Raw genomic sequence first — 18,402 nt, 5'->3', positions numbered from 1 at the left:
GTTAGATGGCGATTACAGAAGCGGTCTCCCTCATGTTATAATTATTTTTAAAATTGGCAAAAAACGATACCTTTGCAGACCTTTTTCGGGAGGGAAATTGCGGGTGTGGTGAAATTGGTAGACACGCCAGACTTAGGATCTGGTGCTTCACGGCATGTAGGTTCGAGTCCTATCACCCGCACGAAAAACGATCAATTTGTCAAAAGGCTGCTTCGGTAGCCTTTTCTGTTTTTCAGCAGAATGCAAGCTCCCGGGCATTACCCGTTACTTAAGCACTCCGCCGCATCAACCGCAAAAGCAGGCTGCCGGGCAACTGCCAGTATCTGCTCCCGGACGCCCTCCTTCGACCGTTCAAATATCTCACCGCCAAATTCTTCGTTATCCAGGGAAAACGTGGTGACGTCCGTCACGCCCATGATGCCGAAAAGGAATTGCAGGTAGCTGGTCTGAAAATTCATATGGGCATTTTTTTCGCCGGCACCGTAACCTGTATCGCCTCTGCTGGAAAGGATGAACAACTGTTTGTCGTGAAGCAGCCCCACGTAATCGCCATCGGGTACGCCGGAGCGGAATTTCCAGGTTTCATTCATGCGCATCACCTGGTCGAGGTAAGCTTTGAGCCCGCTGGGGATTGACCAGTTGTACATGGGCGTACCCAGTACATAAATGTCGTGGTCTTTCAATTCGGCAACGAGCTCGTTACTGAGCCGTAGCACCGCCTGGTTTTCTTCGGTTCTGGCGGCCGGCTTCGTAAACGCGGCGGCAATCCAGCGTTCATCAATATGCGGAACGATTTCGAGGCCCACTTCCCGGAAGGTAAAACGGTCTTCGGGATGGCTCTCTTTCCAGTTATCGACGAATAATTGGGTCAGTTTCCTGCTGTAGGATCTGTCTCCCCTTACACTTGCGTTGATCACTAATATTTTTTTCATGGCCCTGGTTATTTACAGGACAAAGTTGCGCTTGCGTTGCCGGGGAAAAATTGAACCAGGTCAATATTTTTTTCTTTTCCGCAAGCGGCTTAAAAATTCGGGGGAGATGCCGAGATACGAGGCAATGAGGTATTGCGGGATTTTGTCCGGCAGGGAGGGATAACGTTCCAGGAAATCCTTGTAACGATAGGCGGCATCGAATGTATTCGCCATGATGATGCGGCGTTGCATGGCGCCAAGGTAGGTTTGCAGGATTGTGCGGAAATAACGTTCCAGCCGGGGAATGGCGGTGAGCATGCCGTCGAACGCCTGGTGATGGATCTGCAGCAATGTTGTGTCTTTCAGCGCCTGGATGTTGTAGATGGAAGGCGTCTGGCGGGTGAAGCTGTCCATATCCGTGGCCCACCAGTCGTCTACCGAAAAAAAGAGAATCTCGTCTTTCCCGGTTTGCGGATGGATGTAAAACGCTTTCAGCGCGCCGGCAACCACATAGTTATCGTAGCGGCACACTTCGCCGTTGCGCAGCAGGTAATCGCCTTTCCGCAGTTGTTTCTCCGTCCAGAATGTACGGAAGAGCGTGATCTCTTCGTCGTTCAGCTGAACGTGGCGGGTGATGTTCTTGAGCAGATTGTCATACATGGCTTGCTGGAAACCGGCCGAATAAGCGGCCGTTTCAGGTAACGAAATAGGGGAAATTCGGGGGAATAACAAAATTTGGGCTGCGTATAATTCCCGGAATGCGCACATCGCGCACCTGTCCATTCATTTCTTACCCAAAGCCAGGTGAAACCTCCCACCTCCGAAATAATGAATTGTCTTCCTAAGGCATAAGTTTATCTCAACGATACAGGTTTGTATATTCCGGTTTCGTTCTATTGCTTCAAAATCCACCTGAAAATCCAATTATCTTTTGGGGCCATCCATCACAACTACATCCGCCTCGTACCGCTTCAACCCGATAAGGCTCCCTGGAACGGGACGGCTGTTCCACGCCGCGTGCAGCGCCAGGGCGGCGCCGAGTGCAGTGGCCTGCGGAATGGTGGCGGCATATATTTCCGTTTCCGGGAAAAGATTGGCGAGCAGATGCATGTAGAGATCGTTCTTGCCAAAACCGCCGTCCACAAAAATGCGTTTCACCGGCTGGTCTTGCAGCACCAGCTGCGTGGCGTGATACTGCTGCATGGCGATATCGAGCATCAACTGGTGATAGGCTTCCACATCCGACGAGAAAACAGACAAATCCCGTTCGCCGAACACGCCCGGTTTCAGACCGCGCATGATGCCGGCGTCGTATGTGATCGTGCGGTAATGCAGGGCGGACTGGTTAAAATGTGCGGCGATGCGCTTCACCTCCTGCTCATGTTCGTTGCCGGCAAACAACCGCGACGCTTTCACGGGCTTTCCTTCGTACGACAGGTAACAAAGACAGTCCTGCGCCAGTTCTTCCTGGGTCAGGGGCGTATCGTTAAAAGGATTGAGGCTGATGCACCAGGTGCCGGTGGATATCAGCACGAAAGGCTCGCGGAACTGGATGAGATATGGGATGAGTGCGGCGGAAGAATCGTGCAGCCCGGTGCCCGCCATAAAAGTATGTTTGCCGAAACGGCCGGGCATTTCTTTGTTGGACGGCAGGATGGGCGCCATCTTTACTTCGAGCCCTTCCTCCTGTACCCAGGCATGATAACCGTTGCGTACAAAATCCCACAAAGCGGTATGGCAGCCGATGCTGGTGATGTCTGAACAGAGCACGCCGGAAACCAGCGAGCTGATGTACTGCGGCAGATGCAGCGCATACCGGGTGGCGGCAAACACCGCGGGCTGCTCCGCTTTCAGGCGGTACAACTGCAAGCCGGAATTGAGGCTCCCCAGCGCGGGCGATGCGGTTTGCCGCAGGAAGGTTTCGCGGCCGCCGTATTTGTCGTACAGGTTTTGCTGCAGCGCCGCGGGGTATTGTTTCAGGTAGCTGTACAACGGCGCCAGCGGTTTGCCGTGCTCGTCCACATACACGAGGCTGGCCCCGTATGCGGATACGTTGACGGCTTTTATCTTAAAATCCTTTCTTTCGAACACTTCATGCAGCGAGTCGTACACCGACTGCGTAAGCGCCGCCAGGTTTTCGCAGGCGTCGCCATCTTCGTCGGTGATTTCCGTAAAACGCGCCGCCTTTTCCCATACGATCTCATACTGTTCGTTGAACACGAACAGCTTTTTATTCGTACGGCCTACGTCCAATACAACTATGACGGGTATCGCCTGCATATCTCAAAGTTGGTCTTTTTTTAGCGGACAAACGCCATGGCCACGCCGCCGTCTACATTCAGCACATTACCGGTGGATTTATCCAGCAGTCCGCCGACGAATGCATAACAGGCGTTGGCGATGTCTTCCGGCAGGATCACCTGGTTCAGCAGGGTCCTTTTGGCGTAATAGGCCGGCAGTTCTTCCACGGTGATGCCGTATGCCTTGGCGCGGCCTTCGGCCCAGGCGCCCGACCAGATGTGGCTGTCGGAAATCACCGCATCGGGGTTCACCACGTTCACGCGGATATTGTCTTTCCCCAGCTCCGCGGCATTCAGCCGGCTCAGGTGCAGTTGCGCGGCTTTCGCGGATCCGTAGCCGGCGTTATTGGGGCCTGACACGAGAGCGTTTTTGCTGACGATGTTCAGCACATCGCCGCCGAAACCCTGTTTGCGCATCACATCCACGGCAGCCTGCGTTACCAGGAACTGGCCTTTGACCAGCACGTCGTACAGCAGGTCCCAGTCCTGTGCGGTATGTTCTTCGATAGGTTTTGAAATGGACAGCCCGGCGCAATTTACGATGATGTCTATTCCACCGAAAGCAAGCGCTGCGAGGTTGAATGTTTTTTCGATGGTGGCGGGATCGGTAACGTCCAGCACTTCACCGGCCGATACGTCGCGGCCGAACTCCTTGGCGAAGGCGGCTTTCGCCGTATCCAGCCGGCCGGCATCGTTATCGCTGATCACGACTACCGCACCTTCCGCGGCGAATTTCCGGGCAATGGCTTTACCGATGCCGCCGGCGCTGCCGGTAACGAGCGCGATGCGGCCGGACAATGCGCGCGGCCTGGGCATGCGCTGCAGTTTTGCTTCTTCCAGCAGCCAGTATTCGATATTAAATGCTTCCTGCCGCGGCAGCGCGGTATACGATGAAATGGCTTCCGCGCCTCTCATCACGTTGATGGCGTTGATGTAGAACTCGGATGCCACGCGCGCCGTCTGTTTGTCTTTCGCGAAGGTAAACATGCCCATGCCGGGGATGAGGATCACCACGGGATTGGGGTCGCGCATGGCGGGACTGTTCGCATGTTTGCAGGTATTGTAATACTCCGTGTACATGGCGCGGTAAGCTTCGAACTGCGGCGCCAGGTCGGTGGTATCTTTCAACACCAACGGACTGATTTTCGTGCGGAGGAAGTGATCGGGGCAACTGGTGCCGAGCGGCGCGAGGCGATCGAGGTCGTTGGAATTGATAAACTCCAGCACCTTTTCATCATCCGTAAAATGGCCGATCATTCTGGTATGCGACGAGCAGTAACCCCGCAGCACCGGCGCCAGCAGCGCGGCTTTGGCGAGGCGTTCTTCCCGCGGCATCGCCTTCATTTTCTGCCCGCCGAATACGGGCTTGCTGCGGCCGGTGTGCTGCTGGAGATATTCCGCGCAGCGCTCCACTACTTCGAGCGTATTGATATAACTTTCGTAGGCGGTGTCCCCCCAGGTGAACAATCCGTGCGAGCCCAGCATGATGCCGCGAATGCCGGGATTGTCGGCGAGGCATTGCTGCAACTGCAAACCGAGGTCGAATCCCGGCCGTTGCCAGTCTACCCAGCCGATGCTGCCGCCGAACAACTCTTCCGTTATTTTACGGCCGTCTTTCGCGGCCGCGATGGCGATCGCCGCATCGGGATGCAGGTGGTCGATATGTTTGAAAGGCAGGAATCCGTGGAGCGGCGTATCGATCGAGGGGGCTTTGGAATGCAGGTCGTAGATGCAATGATTGAACAATTCCACCATCTCATCTTCCATACTGATGCCTTTGTATATCTGCTGCAGGCTCCGCAGCCTGTCCGTATACAAAGCCGCCAGACCGCTGCGTTTCAGCGTACCCAGGTCGCCGCCGGAACCTTTCACCCACATCACTTCCGTGGGAACGCCGGTCAGCGGATCGGGCGCCATCGCTTTACAGGAAGTATTGCCGCCGCCGTAGTTCGTTAACCGGAGATCGGCCCCCAGCAAATTGGAGCGGTAGATCAGCAAGGCAACTTCGTCGCCGGCCATGGTAGCGGCCTGGGCTTCATCCCATAAATAACTTACGTGTTTAAATTCTATCGTCATTTGATTCGTTTGATGGTTTAACGAACAGCGGCATGCGGGGGTTATGCATAGGATGGCCGAAACCGCCGGTACACTGAAAATTTATGCCAAGGATTGCGATCATACAAATCGTGGATTTATAAAGTCTGCTCAAATTAATTAATGCTGTGTGGTCAACTGTCATGGGCTGTCCTGCCCGCCCTGCATGCAATTTCAGTTTTAATTCTGTACATTGTTGATCCGGCGGAGAAGCCTCCTGCTTTTCTCCCGGATGAACCAAAAAAGGGGATTAACGGATGAAGCCATCAAATATTTTCAGATACCTCAACATCGACGATTTTTCCGCCACGCCGAAATACCAGCAGCTGGCCAATGCCATTATCAAAGCGGTGGGTGAAGCAAAGATACAGCGGGATGAAATCCTGCCCTCCATCAACGAGATGAGCTATGAGCTCGACATCTCGCGCGACACGGCGGAGAAGGCCTTCAAATACCTCAAAAGCCGCGGTGTGCTGGGCTCCGTGCCCGGTAAAGGATATTACGTGATGAATGCCTCTTCCGGCCAGCCGTACAAGATCCTGCTGCTGTTCAACAAACTCAGCGAGCACAAAAAGATCATTTACGATTCTTTTGCCGCCAAGCTGGGAACACAAGCCAGCATTGACTTCTATATCTACAACAGCGACTTCGGGCTGTTCAAGAAACTACTGTCGCGCAATCTGCAGGAATACACCCACGTGGTGATACTCCCCCACTTCCGTGAAAGGCAGCAGCATCTCGAGGAGCTGGTCAACGGCATCCCGCGCGAAAAACTTATCCTGCTCGATAAAAAACTGAAGGGCATCGCCGGCGAATACAGCGCCGTGTACGAAAACTTCCGGGAGGATATTTATCATGCGCTGGAACAGGCGCGCGAAAAGCTGCAGAAATACCGCTCGCTGCACCTCATCTTCCCGGAGAACACCTATTACCCGGAAGAAATCCGGGAGGGCTTTTTACAATTCTGCGAGGATTATGCCTTCCCCCACAGCCTGGTGCCCGACATCGCAGAGGAAAGCATCTCCGCCGGCTCGGTGTACATCAACCTCCGGGAGCACGACCTGGTGGCGCTGATCGAAAAGATCCGGTCGCTGCACCTCAACATCGGCAAAGACGTGGGCATCATCTCCTACAACGAAACGCCGCTGAAAAAATTCATCCTCAACGGGCTCACCACCATTTCCACCGATTTTGCCATGATGGGCGAACTGGCTGCCGGGCTGATCACCGACAATGCCATCGCCCAGATCGAAGTGCCGTTTAACGTTACCCTCCGGGAATCGTTGTAGGCGGGCGTATTATTTGCCTTTTCCCGCCGAATATGCCTTATATTTGCAGTCCTAAAGACAGGGTGCCACCTACCTAAAAAGATGAGAGTCAATTTGTTAGGTGCTGCCGGACGGTTCCGGAAGCCATCTTCCGGCCGGGGTATTTGACAGGGCAGGGCCAGTTTTCTCTGTCAACGCTTCACCCGGCCTGCTAAAAAGGCAGGCATTCCTTCTCTGCAGGGGCATGGCACAATCTTCGTGTACATGGTACTTCACTGGCCGAACATTTTTTATATTCTGTGTTTTAATATATTAACAAAAAACAAATGGCAACCGTAACCAGAGAGAACATTGGTTTATTAAATGATAAGATCACTGTGAAAGTGAGCCAGGAAGACTATCTTCCCAATTTCGAGAAAGCAGTGAAGCATTTTTCAAAGAATGCGAACATCCCGGGATTCCGTAAAGGCCAGGTTCCCGCCGGCATGATCAAAAGAATGAGCGGCCCGGCTATTTTCCAGGATGAAGTACTGAAAACCGTGGAAAAAGAACTGATGGGTTACCTGCAGCAGGAAAAGCTGGAAATCTTCGCCCAGCCCCTGTCTACCGACACAGAAGCCAAACAGCTGGATTATGCGAAACCCGCAGAATACGACTTTACCTTCGAAGTGGGCCTGAAGCCGGCTTTTGAAGTGACCCCGCTGAACGGCAAAACTTCCCTCACCCGTTACAATGTGAAAGTATCCGACGAAATGGTGAACCAGGAGCTGGAGCGCCTGCAGCTGAAAGGCGGCAAAATGAGCGATCCTGAAACCATCACGTCTGAAGATAATGTGCTGACCGTAGAGTTCATCGAAAGCGACGCCAAAGGCAACATCGCCGAAGGCGCCGAAAAGAAGGAAAATAACCTCCTGCTGAAATACTTCGCACCTGCGGTGCAGGAAAAACTGCAGGGCAAAAAAGCCGGCGACACCCTGGTTATCCAGCTGTCCAAAGGTTTCGACAAAGAGCGCCTGGAGTTTATCGCGAAAGACCTGGGGCTTGATGCCAACGATAAAGAAGCTGTGAAAAAATACTTCCAGCTCACCATTACCAAAGTAGGCCTGATCGAAAAAAGGGAACTGAATGAAGAATTCTTCAAAGAAGTATATCCCGGTCAGGACATCACCACCGAAGAAGCATTCAGGGCCAAACTGAAGGAAGAGATCGGCAAATACTGGAAACAGGAAGCCACCAACCACCTTCACAACGACCTGTTCGAGACCCTGGTGCACGAAACTCCGATCGAGCTTCCCAAAGAATTCCTCAAACGCTGGCTGCAGAAAGGTGGCGAAAAGCCCAAAACAGCCGAGGAAGCCGAGCACGAATACCCGAACTTCGACCATCAGCTGCGCTGGACGCTGATCAGCGATAAACTGATCCGCGAAAACTCCCTGGAAGTGTCCTTCGAGGAACTGAAAGAGAACGCCCGCGCTAAAATCATGGGATATTACGGCCTTGGCGGCGAACAGGCAGAGTGGCTGGACAGCTACCTGGAACGCCTGCTGCAGGACGAAAAATATGTAGACCAGACTTACCGTGAAATGATCACCCAGAAGCTGTTTGATTGGGCTGAAACCAAGGTGAACGTAAAAGAGGAGGAAATAACTGCAGAAGAATTTGTAAAATTACCTCATAAACACCACCATCATGAACATTAACAATAACGAATTCCGGAAATATGCCATACAGCACCGCGGAATCAGCAGCCTGGTAGTAGACAGCTACGCCCGCCACCAGATCAACTCGCTGACGCCGTACATCATCGAAGAACGCCAGCTGAACGTAACACAGATGGACGTGTTTTCCCGCCTGATGGCCGACCGGATTATCTTCCTGGGAGACCCGGTAAACGATTACGTGGCCAACGTGATCACCGCCCAGCTGCTGTTTTTGGAATCTGCAGACCGCAACCGCGACATCCAGATGTACATCAACAGCCCCGGCGGCAGCGTATACGCAGGCCTGGGTATTTACGATACCATGCAGATCATCTCTCCTGAAGTAGCCACTATCTGTACCGGTATGGCCGCCTCTTTCGGCGCCGTACTGCTGGTAGCCGGCCAGAAAGGGAAACGCACCGCGCTGAAACACGCCCGTGTGATGATCCACCAGCCGCACGGCGGCGCCGAAGGCCAGACTTCCGATATCGAAATCACCGCCCGTGAGTTCGTGAAGCTGAAAAAAGAGCTGAACGAAATCATCGCTTCCCACAGCGGCCAGCCCGTGAAAAAAGTGGAAAAAGACGGTGACCGCGACTACTGGATGACCGCCGACGAAGCCAAAGAATACGGCATTATCGACGATGTGCTCGATAAAAATCCGAAGAAAAAACTGGGTGAAAATAACCCGCAATAATGCTGAAACGTCCCGCTCCGGCGGGACGTTTTCCGTTTAAAAGGCTAACATCTAAAGCGTTGTTAAATCCGGCATTTTCCCCCGGTATCCCCGCAAAAAAGTGTAATTTTACGGTTCTGTTGAAGGAAGCCTCGGCAACGCATGAAAAAGATTGCTAATAGAACGTGAATGTCGTATACGCCGTACAAATCTGTGAAAGCATCGAAGGTCCCTCAGCCGTAGAAAAATCATGAATGTAACACCGGTTCCATTCTGCCCGTAAAAAACAAATTATCAACGAATGAACGACGCGTTTCATTCGCCTCATAAAAAGTCAAACGATAGCTAATGAAAGATGCCAAAATTCGCTGTTCGTTCTGTAACAGGAATAAGGACGAAGTGAGAATCCTGATCGCCGGCGCGGAAGGGCACATCTGTGAAAACTGCGTGGCCAACGCCCAGGAAATCATCGAGCAGGAATTAAGCCCCGGCGGCGAAACCCGCAAACCGGCCGGCTCTTCCAATTTTATCCCGAAAGTGGCCAAACCTGTGGAGATCAAACAATTCCTCGACGAATACGTGATCGGGCAGGACGACGCCAAAAAAATCCTGGCCGTGGCGGTGTACAACCACTACAAACGCCTCAACCAGCAGGTGACCGAAGACGAAGTGGAGATTGAAAAAAGCAACCTGATCATGGTGGGCGAAACCGGTACGGGCAAAACCCTGCTGGCCAAATCCATCGCCAAACTGCTGAACGTTCCCTTCACCATCGTAGACGCCACCGTGTTCACCGAAGCCGGCTACGTGGGCGAAGACGTGGAAAGCATCCTCACCCGCCTGCTGCAGGTATGTAACTACGATGTGGAAGCGGCGGAAAGAGGGATCGTATACATCGACGAGATCGACAAGATCGCCCGCAAAAGCGACAACCCCTCCATCACCCGCGACGTGAGCGGCGAAGGCGTGCAGCAGGGCCTGCTGAAACTGCTGGAAGGCACCGAGGTGCTCGTTCCCCCGCAGGGCGGCCGTAAACACCCCGAACAGAAGCTGATCAAGGTGAACACCCAGAACATCCTGTTCATCTGCGGCGGCGCTTTCGACGGTGTGGACCGCATCATTTCCCGCAGGATCCAGACGCACTCCATCGGCTTCACCGTGAATAAAGACAAGGAAGAAGACGCCCGCAAACACATCCTGCGGTATGTGAATTCCCAGGATCTGAAACAATTCGGGCTCATCCCCGAACTGCTCGGCCGTTTGCCCGTGGTGACCTATCTCAATACGCTGGACAAAGACGCCCTGAGCGCCATCCTCACCCAGCCGCGCAACGCGCTGGTGAAACAGTATAAAAAGCTGTTCAAGGTGGAAGGCATCGAGCTCGAAGTGGCCGACGATGCGGTGGAATATATTGTGGACAAGGCCCTGGAATACAAACTGGGCGCGCGCGGCCTCCGCTCCATCTGCGAAGTGCTGCTGGCAGACGCCATGTTCCACATGCCTTCCGGCACCGAAAAATCTTTCGTGCTCACCCGCGACTATGCCGTGGAGAAGCTCGAAAAAAGCACGCTGGTTACTTTAAAAGTCGCTTAAAACCCAATCTCATGCAAGAGTTGATTCAACAGTTGAAAGACAAGGCAGGCATTAATGATGAACAGGCTGTGAAAGCCATCGAAGCCGTGAAAGACTTTGTAAAAAGCAAACTGCCCCCGATGATCGCCGGCAACGTAGACGCCTGGTTCACCGGTATGGCCGGCGGAACGGCGAAGCCGCAGAAACCCGAAGAGGATTTCCTTGACTAACTGCTCAGGCAGCAGGACGGAACAAACGCAGGACGTCGTAAAAAAGGCAGAAAGCAATATCTCCGAGGTTCCTGAAAAAAGCGATAATCAACAATAACATATTCACACATTTTTTTTAGCGGAGGCGCACTGTACGGTGCGCCTCTTCTTATTTATCAATCCTTCCGGCGGGCGGAAGACCTTTTTGGCCGTCAAAACCCGCAGGCGGCGGGGGTGGCGCAAGTATAAGACGGCGCACGCGCCACGCCACCCCTACGCAGGGAAAATAAATTCCCGGCCCGCAGGCAAGCTATGGTTACAAAGTCTTGAGGTAGAGGTACAGCGCCTGCAGTTCGTCGTCCGTATATTTACTGGTCATTTTCCAGGGCATGTCTTCATTCTTCATCTGGCGCCCGTCAGGGGTTTTGCCGGTACGCATCACCGCCATGAATTCAGGCATGCTCCATTTGCCGAGGTTGCCGGCGGTTGTAATGTCGCGGACGGGCGTACCGCCGGGAATGGGGCTCTCGCCGCCCTTCAGGCCGGGTTTATGACAGCCGGTGCACGACATCGACAGGTACTGCCCGTATGCCGGAGATACGGCCTTTTCGACCCGCGCGGGGGATTTAAACGCATGGTCGATTTTTTCGGCCGGGATCAGCGGAAGTTTATCCAGACCCGACAGAATAGTGCCCAGCGGGCCCAGCGCCGGAGCGGGCACTTCGTGATCCACCGGAGGCATTGATTTGAGATAAGCAACAAGGCTTGCGATATCATGATCGGACATTTGATAATATTCGTAAGAGGGCATTATCACCAACGGTTTGTTGTGCGCGTTCAGCCCGTGGCGCAGCGCCAGCAGCCACTCCCGGTCGCCATAACCGGCCGGGCGGCCGCCCTTCCCGCGGGTGAGATTGGTGCCGGACAGGGTGCCCACCATGGGGTCTTCCAGAAAAAAATTTCCTCCTCCATTGTCGCCATGGCAGTCTGCACAGCCCTTTGTGGCGTAGATATGCGCACCATCCGCCATGGTGGCTGAATCCGAAGGAATATCGAGCATCCGTACTTGTACGTCGTACGTTTTATCCCTTCTGTTATTCACCTGTGTACGCATTACAAAATAAAAAATAGCAGCTCCTGCAATTAGTGTAGCGATAATGCCGCCTGTCCATTTCAGTATTTTCCGCAACATGTTTGTGATTATTTTTGTGGCATCAAAGTTATTTCGCGTTAAGACCCCGATAGGTACGACAAACGGATAAACATATACGAAAAACGGATTTACTGTTATGACCCCAAACATCACTTCACATGCGATGCACAGCATCGCCAATCATGCATTTTTTACAGACCATGCCGGCGCGTACGATGCCGCGGATTTTGCTGCAGACGAATTATGGGATCCCCTCCAGGCGCTGATGCACTTCCAGGTGAAAGCTTCGCCGGGGCTGCCCGTTTCCGCCGCCGACCTGCAGCGGTTGCAGCAGGTGAAAGATTACCTGCGCGATTCGTTCCTGAGCCCGGAACTGAGCCTGGACCTGCTTTGCAGGAAATTCGGGTTAAATGAGTTCAAGCTGAAAAGAGGATTCAAACAATTATTCGGGCACACGGTGTTCGGGTATGTGCAGGAGCTGAAAATGAAAACCGCGCGGCGGCTGCTGGCGGAAAAGAAGATGAATGTGAACGAAGTGGCGGATTACCTGGGGTATAGCGCCCCGAACCATTTTTCGGCCGCTTTCAAAAAAATGTACGGCCATGTGCCTTCCCGGTTGATGAGTTTTGCAGGCTGACCGGTTACCCAAAATTAAAACCGCCCCGGATGAGGCGGCTTTACTTTGGAGTAGAAATTTTCTCGATCTTTCTGTTTGTGTTTAAGGTTGATAAATTGGTAAGGAAAGTAATTAACCCAAATTTAACTTTCTGTTTACAATTTTCCATCACACTTATGTGTATTTATTAAAAAAAATTTAAAAAATGAAACGCTGGCCTGCTAAGTTTTAGCAGGCCAGCGCATTTACAATTGGTTAAAAAATATACTTTGTTGAAAGAAAGTTTGAAGTTTGTTCGCTGACGATCTGATTTATGAGCGCTTTGTTCTCATCCGTCTGTTTGGTGGCCACGAGCGAGCGGATGGAGAATGCCCGCAGGGCGTCGAAAACCGACAGGGTGGCTTCTGCGGAATCCTTTCTGCCGGTGAAGGGGAAGATGTCCGGGCCGCGCTGGCACTGGCAATTGATATTCACACGGCTGACCTGGTTCACGAGAGGATCGATGAGCGAAGCCAGTTCCACGGCATCGTTCGTGAAGAGGCTCACCTGCTGGCCATGGTCTGATTCGATCAGGTAATCGATCGGCGTTTCCATACTGTCGAAGGGCAGTACCGGAACAACCGGCCCGAATTGTTCCTCGCGATAGAGTTTCATCTTTTCATTGACAGGATATACCAGCGCCGGATACACAAAAGAGGCATTTGCAGCCCCGCCATTGGCATTTATCACCCTGGCCCCATGGGCGGCAGCATCGGCCACACAACTCTGTAAATACCCCGGTTTATGGGGCTCAGGCAGCGGGGTAAGGAAAACGTCTTTTTCCCAGGGCATCCCGAATTTCAATTGCCCGATCGCCGCGGCGAACTTTTCCAGAAACGCATCCGCCACGTTGCGGTGCACGAAAATGATCTTGATGGCGGTGCAGCGCTGCCCGTTGAAAGACAGCGAGCCCAGCACGCATTCCTTCACAGCCAGGTCGATGTCCGCTTTATCCGTGATGATGGCGGCGTTTTTGGCGTCGAGGCCCAGGATGGCGCGCAGGCGGTTGACCTTGGGGTGCATTTTTTTCAGCTGGTTGGCCACCTTGCTGGAGCCGATCAGCGTCAGCACGTTGATTTTCCCCGATTCCATCAGGGGGCCGATGATCACGTTGCCCCTCCCGTAAATTGTATTGACCACGCCGGCGGGGAAACATTCGCGGAATGCCTCCAGCAGCGGATAATGCAATAAAGTGCCGTGTTTGGGCGGTTTGAAAAGCAGGGTGTTACCCATGATCAGCGCCGGGATAAGGGTGGTGAACGTTTCGTTCAGCGGGTAATTGAACGGGCCCATGCACAGCACCACGCCCAGCGGGGAGCGGCGTATCTGCCCGATAATCCCCTGCTCGATGGCAAAACCCGACGATTTGCGGTCGAGGTCTTTCAGCGCATCGATGGTAGCGTTGATGTATTCCACCGTGCGGTCGAATTCCTTCACCGAATCCGCCCACGACTTGCCGATTTCCCACATGATGAGTTTGACCACATCCTGCTTTTTCGCGATCATTTTGCCCGTGAACTTCTCCACGCAGGCAATGCGCTCGGCTACCGACATGGTTGGCCATTCCCCGCGGCCATTATTATAGGCGCGGATGGCGGCATCCAGCGAGGCCATCGCCTCTTCTTCCCCGCATAACGGATAAGAACCGATCACCTTTCGCTCCAGGCCGTTTTCAGTTTTAATACAAATGGGCGACAGCACGGTGTGCACTTCCCCGCTCCATGTTTTCATAACGCCGTCAGAGAGGTACTCCCGCTGATGGACTTCCGCCGGCAAAGCAAACTCCGCAGGGATGTCGGAGGCAGCCGGATACAGATGGCTCAATTGTTCCTCGAAAGTGGTCATATTTTGGTTATTGTAGGTTTTTCCAAAAGAGAGTGAAATTAAAACTCCATTTTGCTAATTTAGTATCATGGAATGATAATTTTACACGATATATTTGCATCAATGCCAATTGCAAACGATTGCAAAATACACAGGATTTCAACCAAAGTATGTAATTCGCAGGCACAATTCAGAGATTTTACTTTTCATAAACATTTGCATTTCACTGTCTTGTTAAAAACCTGACAGCGACGGCGGTTTGAGAGAGATGAGTTTTTAGCGCCGGGAAGCGAAGATGAAATATTTACCGTAATCCCTGTATGGCCATGATTCCACCCGGGACCCCGTATCCCGTACTGGCCAGCGTGAGGACTGATAATTGAAAATTTTAAATTCCACTATTCGCGTATGTACTTAAAGCGTTCAACATTCGCACGAACACGATTATCCGAAACATTTACCTTGAATCGACCAAAAATATAGGGCGCCATGCCATGTATGCACTGAAAACAAAACGTTTCCGGCAGGCCGTCCGCGGCCTCCACACCTGTAATTCCTTAACCGGCGAGTAACACGTGGGAAATATCCGGATATCAGGCTCCGGGACGGCAACACCACCATTACCATTGCCATGCAGAGAAAATGGCGGCCTGCGCATGCAGGACATGCAAACGTTTGCAACATGCATCTACAGGCTCTGTCATACTTGCGACCTGACAAAAAATTCCAGCTTATGCAGCGATACGCTATGAAAGAACGAAACAGGAAAAATTTCCCGCGCGGGCAACCACCGTTGCGCCAGGCATTCTGCCATGCTTCTGAACGATTTATTTCTCATTCTAAAACACAGTTCCATGTTGAAAAAACTACTCCTGCTTAATTTTCTGTTGTTGCTGCTGCATATTCAGCATGCGGCTGCAGAATCTTCACCCAACCATTCTGCCGGGCCGGAGCGCCTGGTAGACCAGGAAATCAAAGGCCTGGTAACCGACAGTTCGGGTTCTCCCATACCCGGTGTAACCATCCTCGTAAAAAATAAAACTTCCGTGGGCACCACTACGGACATCAATGGCCGGTATATCCTCGTTGTGCCCGACAATGCCGTGATCATTGCGCGTATGATCGGTTTCGAAGAACAGGAAATTGCCGTCAACAAACGCACCACCATCAATATCACGCTGAAATCGGCGATTAACAGTCTGGGTGAAACCGTTGTAGTGGCCTACGGCACCCAGAAAAAACGAGAGGTGGTAGGTTCGGTGACGTCCATTAAAGTGGCCGACCTGAAAGTGCCGTCGAGCAACCTCACCACTGCCCTGGCTGGGCGCGCCGCCGGCCTCATCGCTTACCAGCGCAGCGGCGAGCCGGGAGCCGACAATGCGGACTTCTTCGTGCGCGGCGTTACCACCTTCGGTTACAAGCAGGACCCGCTCATCCTTATCGATGGCGTGGAACTGACGAAAGAAGACCTCGCGCGTTTGCGGCCGGACGACATCGAAAGTTTCTCCATCATGAAAGATGCCACCTCCACCGCGCTGTACGGCGCCAGGGGCGCCAACGGCGTGATCCTCGTTACGACCAAACGCGGTACGCAGGGGCCGGCGAAAATATCGCTGCGCATCGAAAACACGCTGACCATGCCCACGCAGAACGTGGAGGTAGCAGACCCCGTTACTTTTATGAAGATGGCCAACGAAGCGGTGCTGACGCGTAACCGCCTCGGAGAGCTCCCCTATTCCGAGGAAAAAATAGAACGCACGGCAGAAGGCCTCAATCCGCTGGTGTACCCGGCCAACAACTGGAACAAAATGATGTTCCGCGATCATACCAACGCACAGCGCGGCAACATCAACGTAAGAGGCGGCGGCAACGTGGCGAGGTATTACATTTCCGGATCCTATACCCGGGATGAGGGGTTGATCAAAATCGACAAGCTCAATAACTTCAACAGCAACATCAATATCAACCGGTATTCGCTGAGGGCGAACGTGGACGTGGATATCACGAAAAAAACAACCCTCTCTATGCTGGTGTACGGCAACTTCGACGATTACAAAGGGCCGCTGGGCGCGGGCGTGACCACGGGCGGCGAGCGCCTGTACAACATGGCCGTACGTTCCAACCCGGTGATGTTCCCCGCCACCTGGCCGAAAGATGCGGACCACTGGTATGTGAAACACATCATGTTCGGGAATGCGGATAACGGCTCCAGCCTGTACCTGAACCCGTACGCCATTATGCAGTCGGGTTACAAATCGGAAAACCGCTCTTTTATGTCGGCACAGGCAGAAGTGAAACAGGCGCTCGACTTCGTGACGCCCGGCCTGAATTTCAGGACCATGGTGAATGTGAACCGCACTTCACAATTCGCGATGGAGCGCGCCTATTTCCCGTTCTATTACGGGCTGGGCGGATATAACCGGAGAGAAGACAGTTATTCCATCGTTCCGCTGAATCCGGACCAGGGCACGGAATACCTCAACTACCTGCCGAGCGGCGCGGGCGTGAACGCCATCATGTACTGGGAATCGTCATTGATGTACAATCGCGCTATCGGCAAACACAATCTCAGCGCGATGCTGATCAACATCATGCGCAGTACGGTGGCGCCTCCCCGCACGATTGCCGGCGCCACGCTGCAGCAGGGCCTTCCCGCCCGTAACTCCGGCGTTTCCGGCAGGCTCACCTACAACTACGACGCCCGCTATTTTGCCGAGTTCAACTTCGGCTACAACGGCTCCGAACGTTTTTACGACACACACCGTTTCGGCTTCTTCCCTTCCGCAGGTGCTGCCTGGACGATCTCCAACGAAGAATTCTTTAAAAAATACAGCAGGTCCATCACCAACCTGAAAGTGCGCGGTACCTACGGGCTCGTGGGTAACGACGCCATCGGCAGTGAAACGGACCGTTTCTTCTATCTTTCCGAAACCAACCCCAACGACGGTTCGATGGGTGCCACCTTCGGGAAAGACAACGGCCGCACGCTTCCCGGCTATTCCATCCGCCGCTACGCCAACCCGGCCATTACCTGGGAAAAATCGTACCAGAGCAATATTGCCGTGGAACTGGGGCTGTTCAACAAATTCACGTTCGTGGGCGAATACTACACGTCCCAGCGTAAAGACATCCTGATGGACCGCGCCAACAACCCTACCACGATGGGGCTTACGGACACCGTACAGGCCAACATCGGGCAGGCGCAGAGCCGCGGCACCGACCTCTCGCTGAACTATAACCAGACCATCTCGAACGATTTCTGGATTGAGGCCATGGGCAACTTCACCTACGCCACCGGCCGCTTCAAGGTATATGAGGAACCGGATTACCTGCCGGCTGAAAAAGCATACCGTACACGGGTAGGCTACCCGGTTAACCAGACCTGGGGCTATATTGCGGAAAGGCTGTTTGTGGATGACGAAGAAGCCCGTAACTCCCCCCGCCAGTTCGGCGAATACGGCGGCGGCGACATCAAGTACACGGACGTGAACCGCGACGGGCAGATCACCCCGGCAGACATGGTGCCCATCGGCTACCCCACCCGACCGGAAATCACCTATGGCTTCGGTATATCCATGGGCTACAAAAACTTCGACCTGTCGCTTTTCTTCCAGGGCTCCGCAAGAGAATCGTTCTGGATAGACCCGGTGCAGACAGCGCCTTTCATCGCGGAAACACAGGTATTGAAAGCTTATGCCGACAGTTACTGGTCTGAAGAAAACAGGAATGTGTATGCCCTGTGGCCGCGCCTCAGCCCCATACCGAACTCCAACAACACGCAGCGCAGCACCTGGTTCATGCGCGACGGCAGCTTCCTGCGGCTCAAACAGGTGGAACTGGGTTATAACGTGCCCAAGAGTTTCCAGCGCCGGCTGAGCGCCAGCTCATTCAGGATCTACCTCAATGCCAGCAACCTGTTCCTGATCTCCGGCTTCAAACTGTGGGACGTGGAAATGGGCGGCAAAGGCCTCGGGTACCCGATACAGCGCGTAGTCAACTTAGGCCTGAGCATTCAATTTAACTAACCCGGAAATCTCAAT

13 protein-coding genes and 1 tRNA gene are annotated in these 18,402 nt (G+C 53.3%); 8 read left to right on the top strand and 6 right to left on the bottom strand.

Annotated features, from left to right (window positions below; all coding sequences use genetic code 11):
- Window positions 1–99: 99 nt before the first annotated feature.
- Window positions 100–181, top strand: a tRNA-Leu gene (locus EGT74_RS11350).
- 76 nt (window positions 182–257) lie between these two features.
- Here EGT74_RS11350 and EGT74_RS11345 read toward each other — a convergent pair.
- From EGT74_RS11345 to EGT74_RS11330, 4 genes are all read right to left on the bottom strand, one after another.
- Entirely contained in the window at window positions 258–932 is a 675-nt protein-coding gene (locus tag EGT74_RS11345; protein WP_123846615.1) for an FMN-dependent NADH-azoreductase, read from the bottom strand.
- A gap of 60 nt (window positions 933–992) precedes the next feature.
- Complete coding sequence (locus EGT74_RS11340) at window positions 993–1,571, bottom strand: Crp/Fnr family transcriptional regulator (RefSeq protein WP_123846614.1); 579 nt, start codon at window positions 1,569–1,571, stop codon at window positions 993–995.
- Window positions 1,572–1,835: 264 nt separating this feature from the next.
- Window positions 1,836–3,191 carry an FGGY-family carbohydrate kinase gene (locus tag EGT74_RS11335; RefSeq protein ID WP_123846613.1) on the bottom strand — a complete coding sequence of 452 codons (1,356 nt, stop codon included), beginning with the start codon at window positions 3,189–3,191 and terminating at the stop codon, window positions 1,836–1,838.
- Window positions 3,192–3,211: 20 nt separating this feature from the next.
- Window positions 3,212–5,287: a bifunctional aldolase/short-chain dehydrogenase gene (locus EGT74_RS11330; RefSeq protein WP_123846612.1), complete on the bottom strand. Its 2,076-nt coding sequence runs from the start codon at window positions 5,285–5,287 to the stop codon at window positions 3,212–3,214.
- A 275-nt stretch (window positions 5,288–5,562) separates the two neighbouring features.
- Here EGT74_RS11330 and EGT74_RS11325 point away from each other — a divergent pair, with 275 nt between their 5' ends.
- From EGT74_RS11325 to EGT74_RS11305, 5 genes are all read left to right on the top strand, one after another.
- Window positions 5,563–6,594 carry a GntR family transcriptional regulator gene (locus EGT74_RS11325; protein WP_123846611.1) on the top strand — a complete coding sequence of 344 codons (1,032 nt, stop codon included), beginning with the start codon at window positions 5,563–5,565 and terminating at the stop codon, window positions 6,592–6,594.
- 305 nt (window positions 6,595–6,899) lie between these two features.
- Window positions 6,900–8,273, top strand: coding sequence for a trigger factor (tig, locus tag EGT74_RS11320; RefSeq protein ID WP_123846610.1), 1,374 nt, complete (start codon window positions 6,900–6,902; stop codon window positions 8,271–8,273).
- The gene (gene clpP, locus EGT74_RS11315; protein ID WP_123846609.1) at window positions 8,263–8,970 is read left to right on the top strand and encodes an ATP-dependent Clp endopeptidase proteolytic subunit ClpP; all 708 of its coding nucleotides are present in this window, start codon (window positions 8,263–8,265) and stop codon (window positions 8,968–8,970) included. Before tig ends, clpP begins: the two co-directional genes overlap by 11 nt.
- 327 nt (window positions 8,971–9,297) lie before the next feature.
- Complete coding sequence (clpX, locus tag EGT74_RS11310; RefSeq protein WP_123846608.1) at window positions 9,298–10,542, top strand: ATP-dependent Clp protease ATP-binding subunit ClpX; 1,245 nt, start codon at window positions 9,298–9,300, stop codon at window positions 10,540–10,542.
- Window positions 10,543–10,553: 11 nt separating this feature from the next.
- Window positions 10,554–10,751 (top strand): DUF2267 domain-containing protein, encoded by a 198-nt coding sequence (locus tag EGT74_RS11305; protein WP_123846607.1) that lies wholly within the window; start codon window positions 10,554–10,556, stop codon window positions 10,749–10,751.
- 295 nt (window positions 10,752–11,046) lie between these two features.
- On the opposite strand, the gene EGT74_RS11300 is transcribed toward EGT74_RS11305, so the two are convergent.
- A complete protein-coding gene (locus EGT74_RS11300) occupies window positions 11,047–11,922 on the bottom strand; it encodes a c-type cytochrome (protein ID WP_158618092.1) in 876 nt (291 codons plus the stop codon).
- Between the two features lie 97 nt (window positions 11,923–12,019).
- Between EGT74_RS11300 and EGT74_RS11295 the strand changes: the two genes are divergently transcribed.
- Window positions 12,020–12,520: a helix-turn-helix transcriptional regulator gene (locus tag EGT74_RS11295; RefSeq protein ID WP_123846605.1), complete on the top strand. Its 501-nt coding sequence runs from the start codon at window positions 12,020–12,022 to the stop codon at window positions 12,518–12,520.
- Between the two features lie 234 nt (window positions 12,521–12,754).
- Here the strand turns inward: EGT74_RS11295 and EGT74_RS11290 are convergent, their stop codons facing one another.
- Complete coding sequence (locus tag EGT74_RS11290; protein WP_123846604.1) at window positions 12,755–14,383, bottom strand: NADP-dependent glyceraldehyde-3-phosphate dehydrogenase; 1,629 nt, start codon at window positions 14,381–14,383, stop codon at window positions 12,755–12,757.
- Between the two features lie 833 nt (window positions 14,384–15,216).
- Between EGT74_RS11290 and EGT74_RS11285 the strand changes: the two genes are divergently transcribed.
- Complete coding sequence (locus tag EGT74_RS11285; RefSeq protein ID WP_123846603.1) at window positions 15,217–18,387, top strand: SusC/RagA family TonB-linked outer membrane protein; 3,171 nt, start codon at window positions 15,217–15,219, stop codon at window positions 18,385–18,387.
- Window positions 18,388–18,402 lie beyond the last annotated feature (15 nt).

The organism is Chitinophaga lutea, assembly GCF_003813775.1.
Taxonomy (GTDB): domain Bacteria; phylum Bacteroidota; class Bacteroidia; order Chitinophagales; family Chitinophagaceae; genus Chitinophaga; species Chitinophaga lutea.
This window is presented reverse-complemented; position numbering and strand designations above follow the sequence as displayed.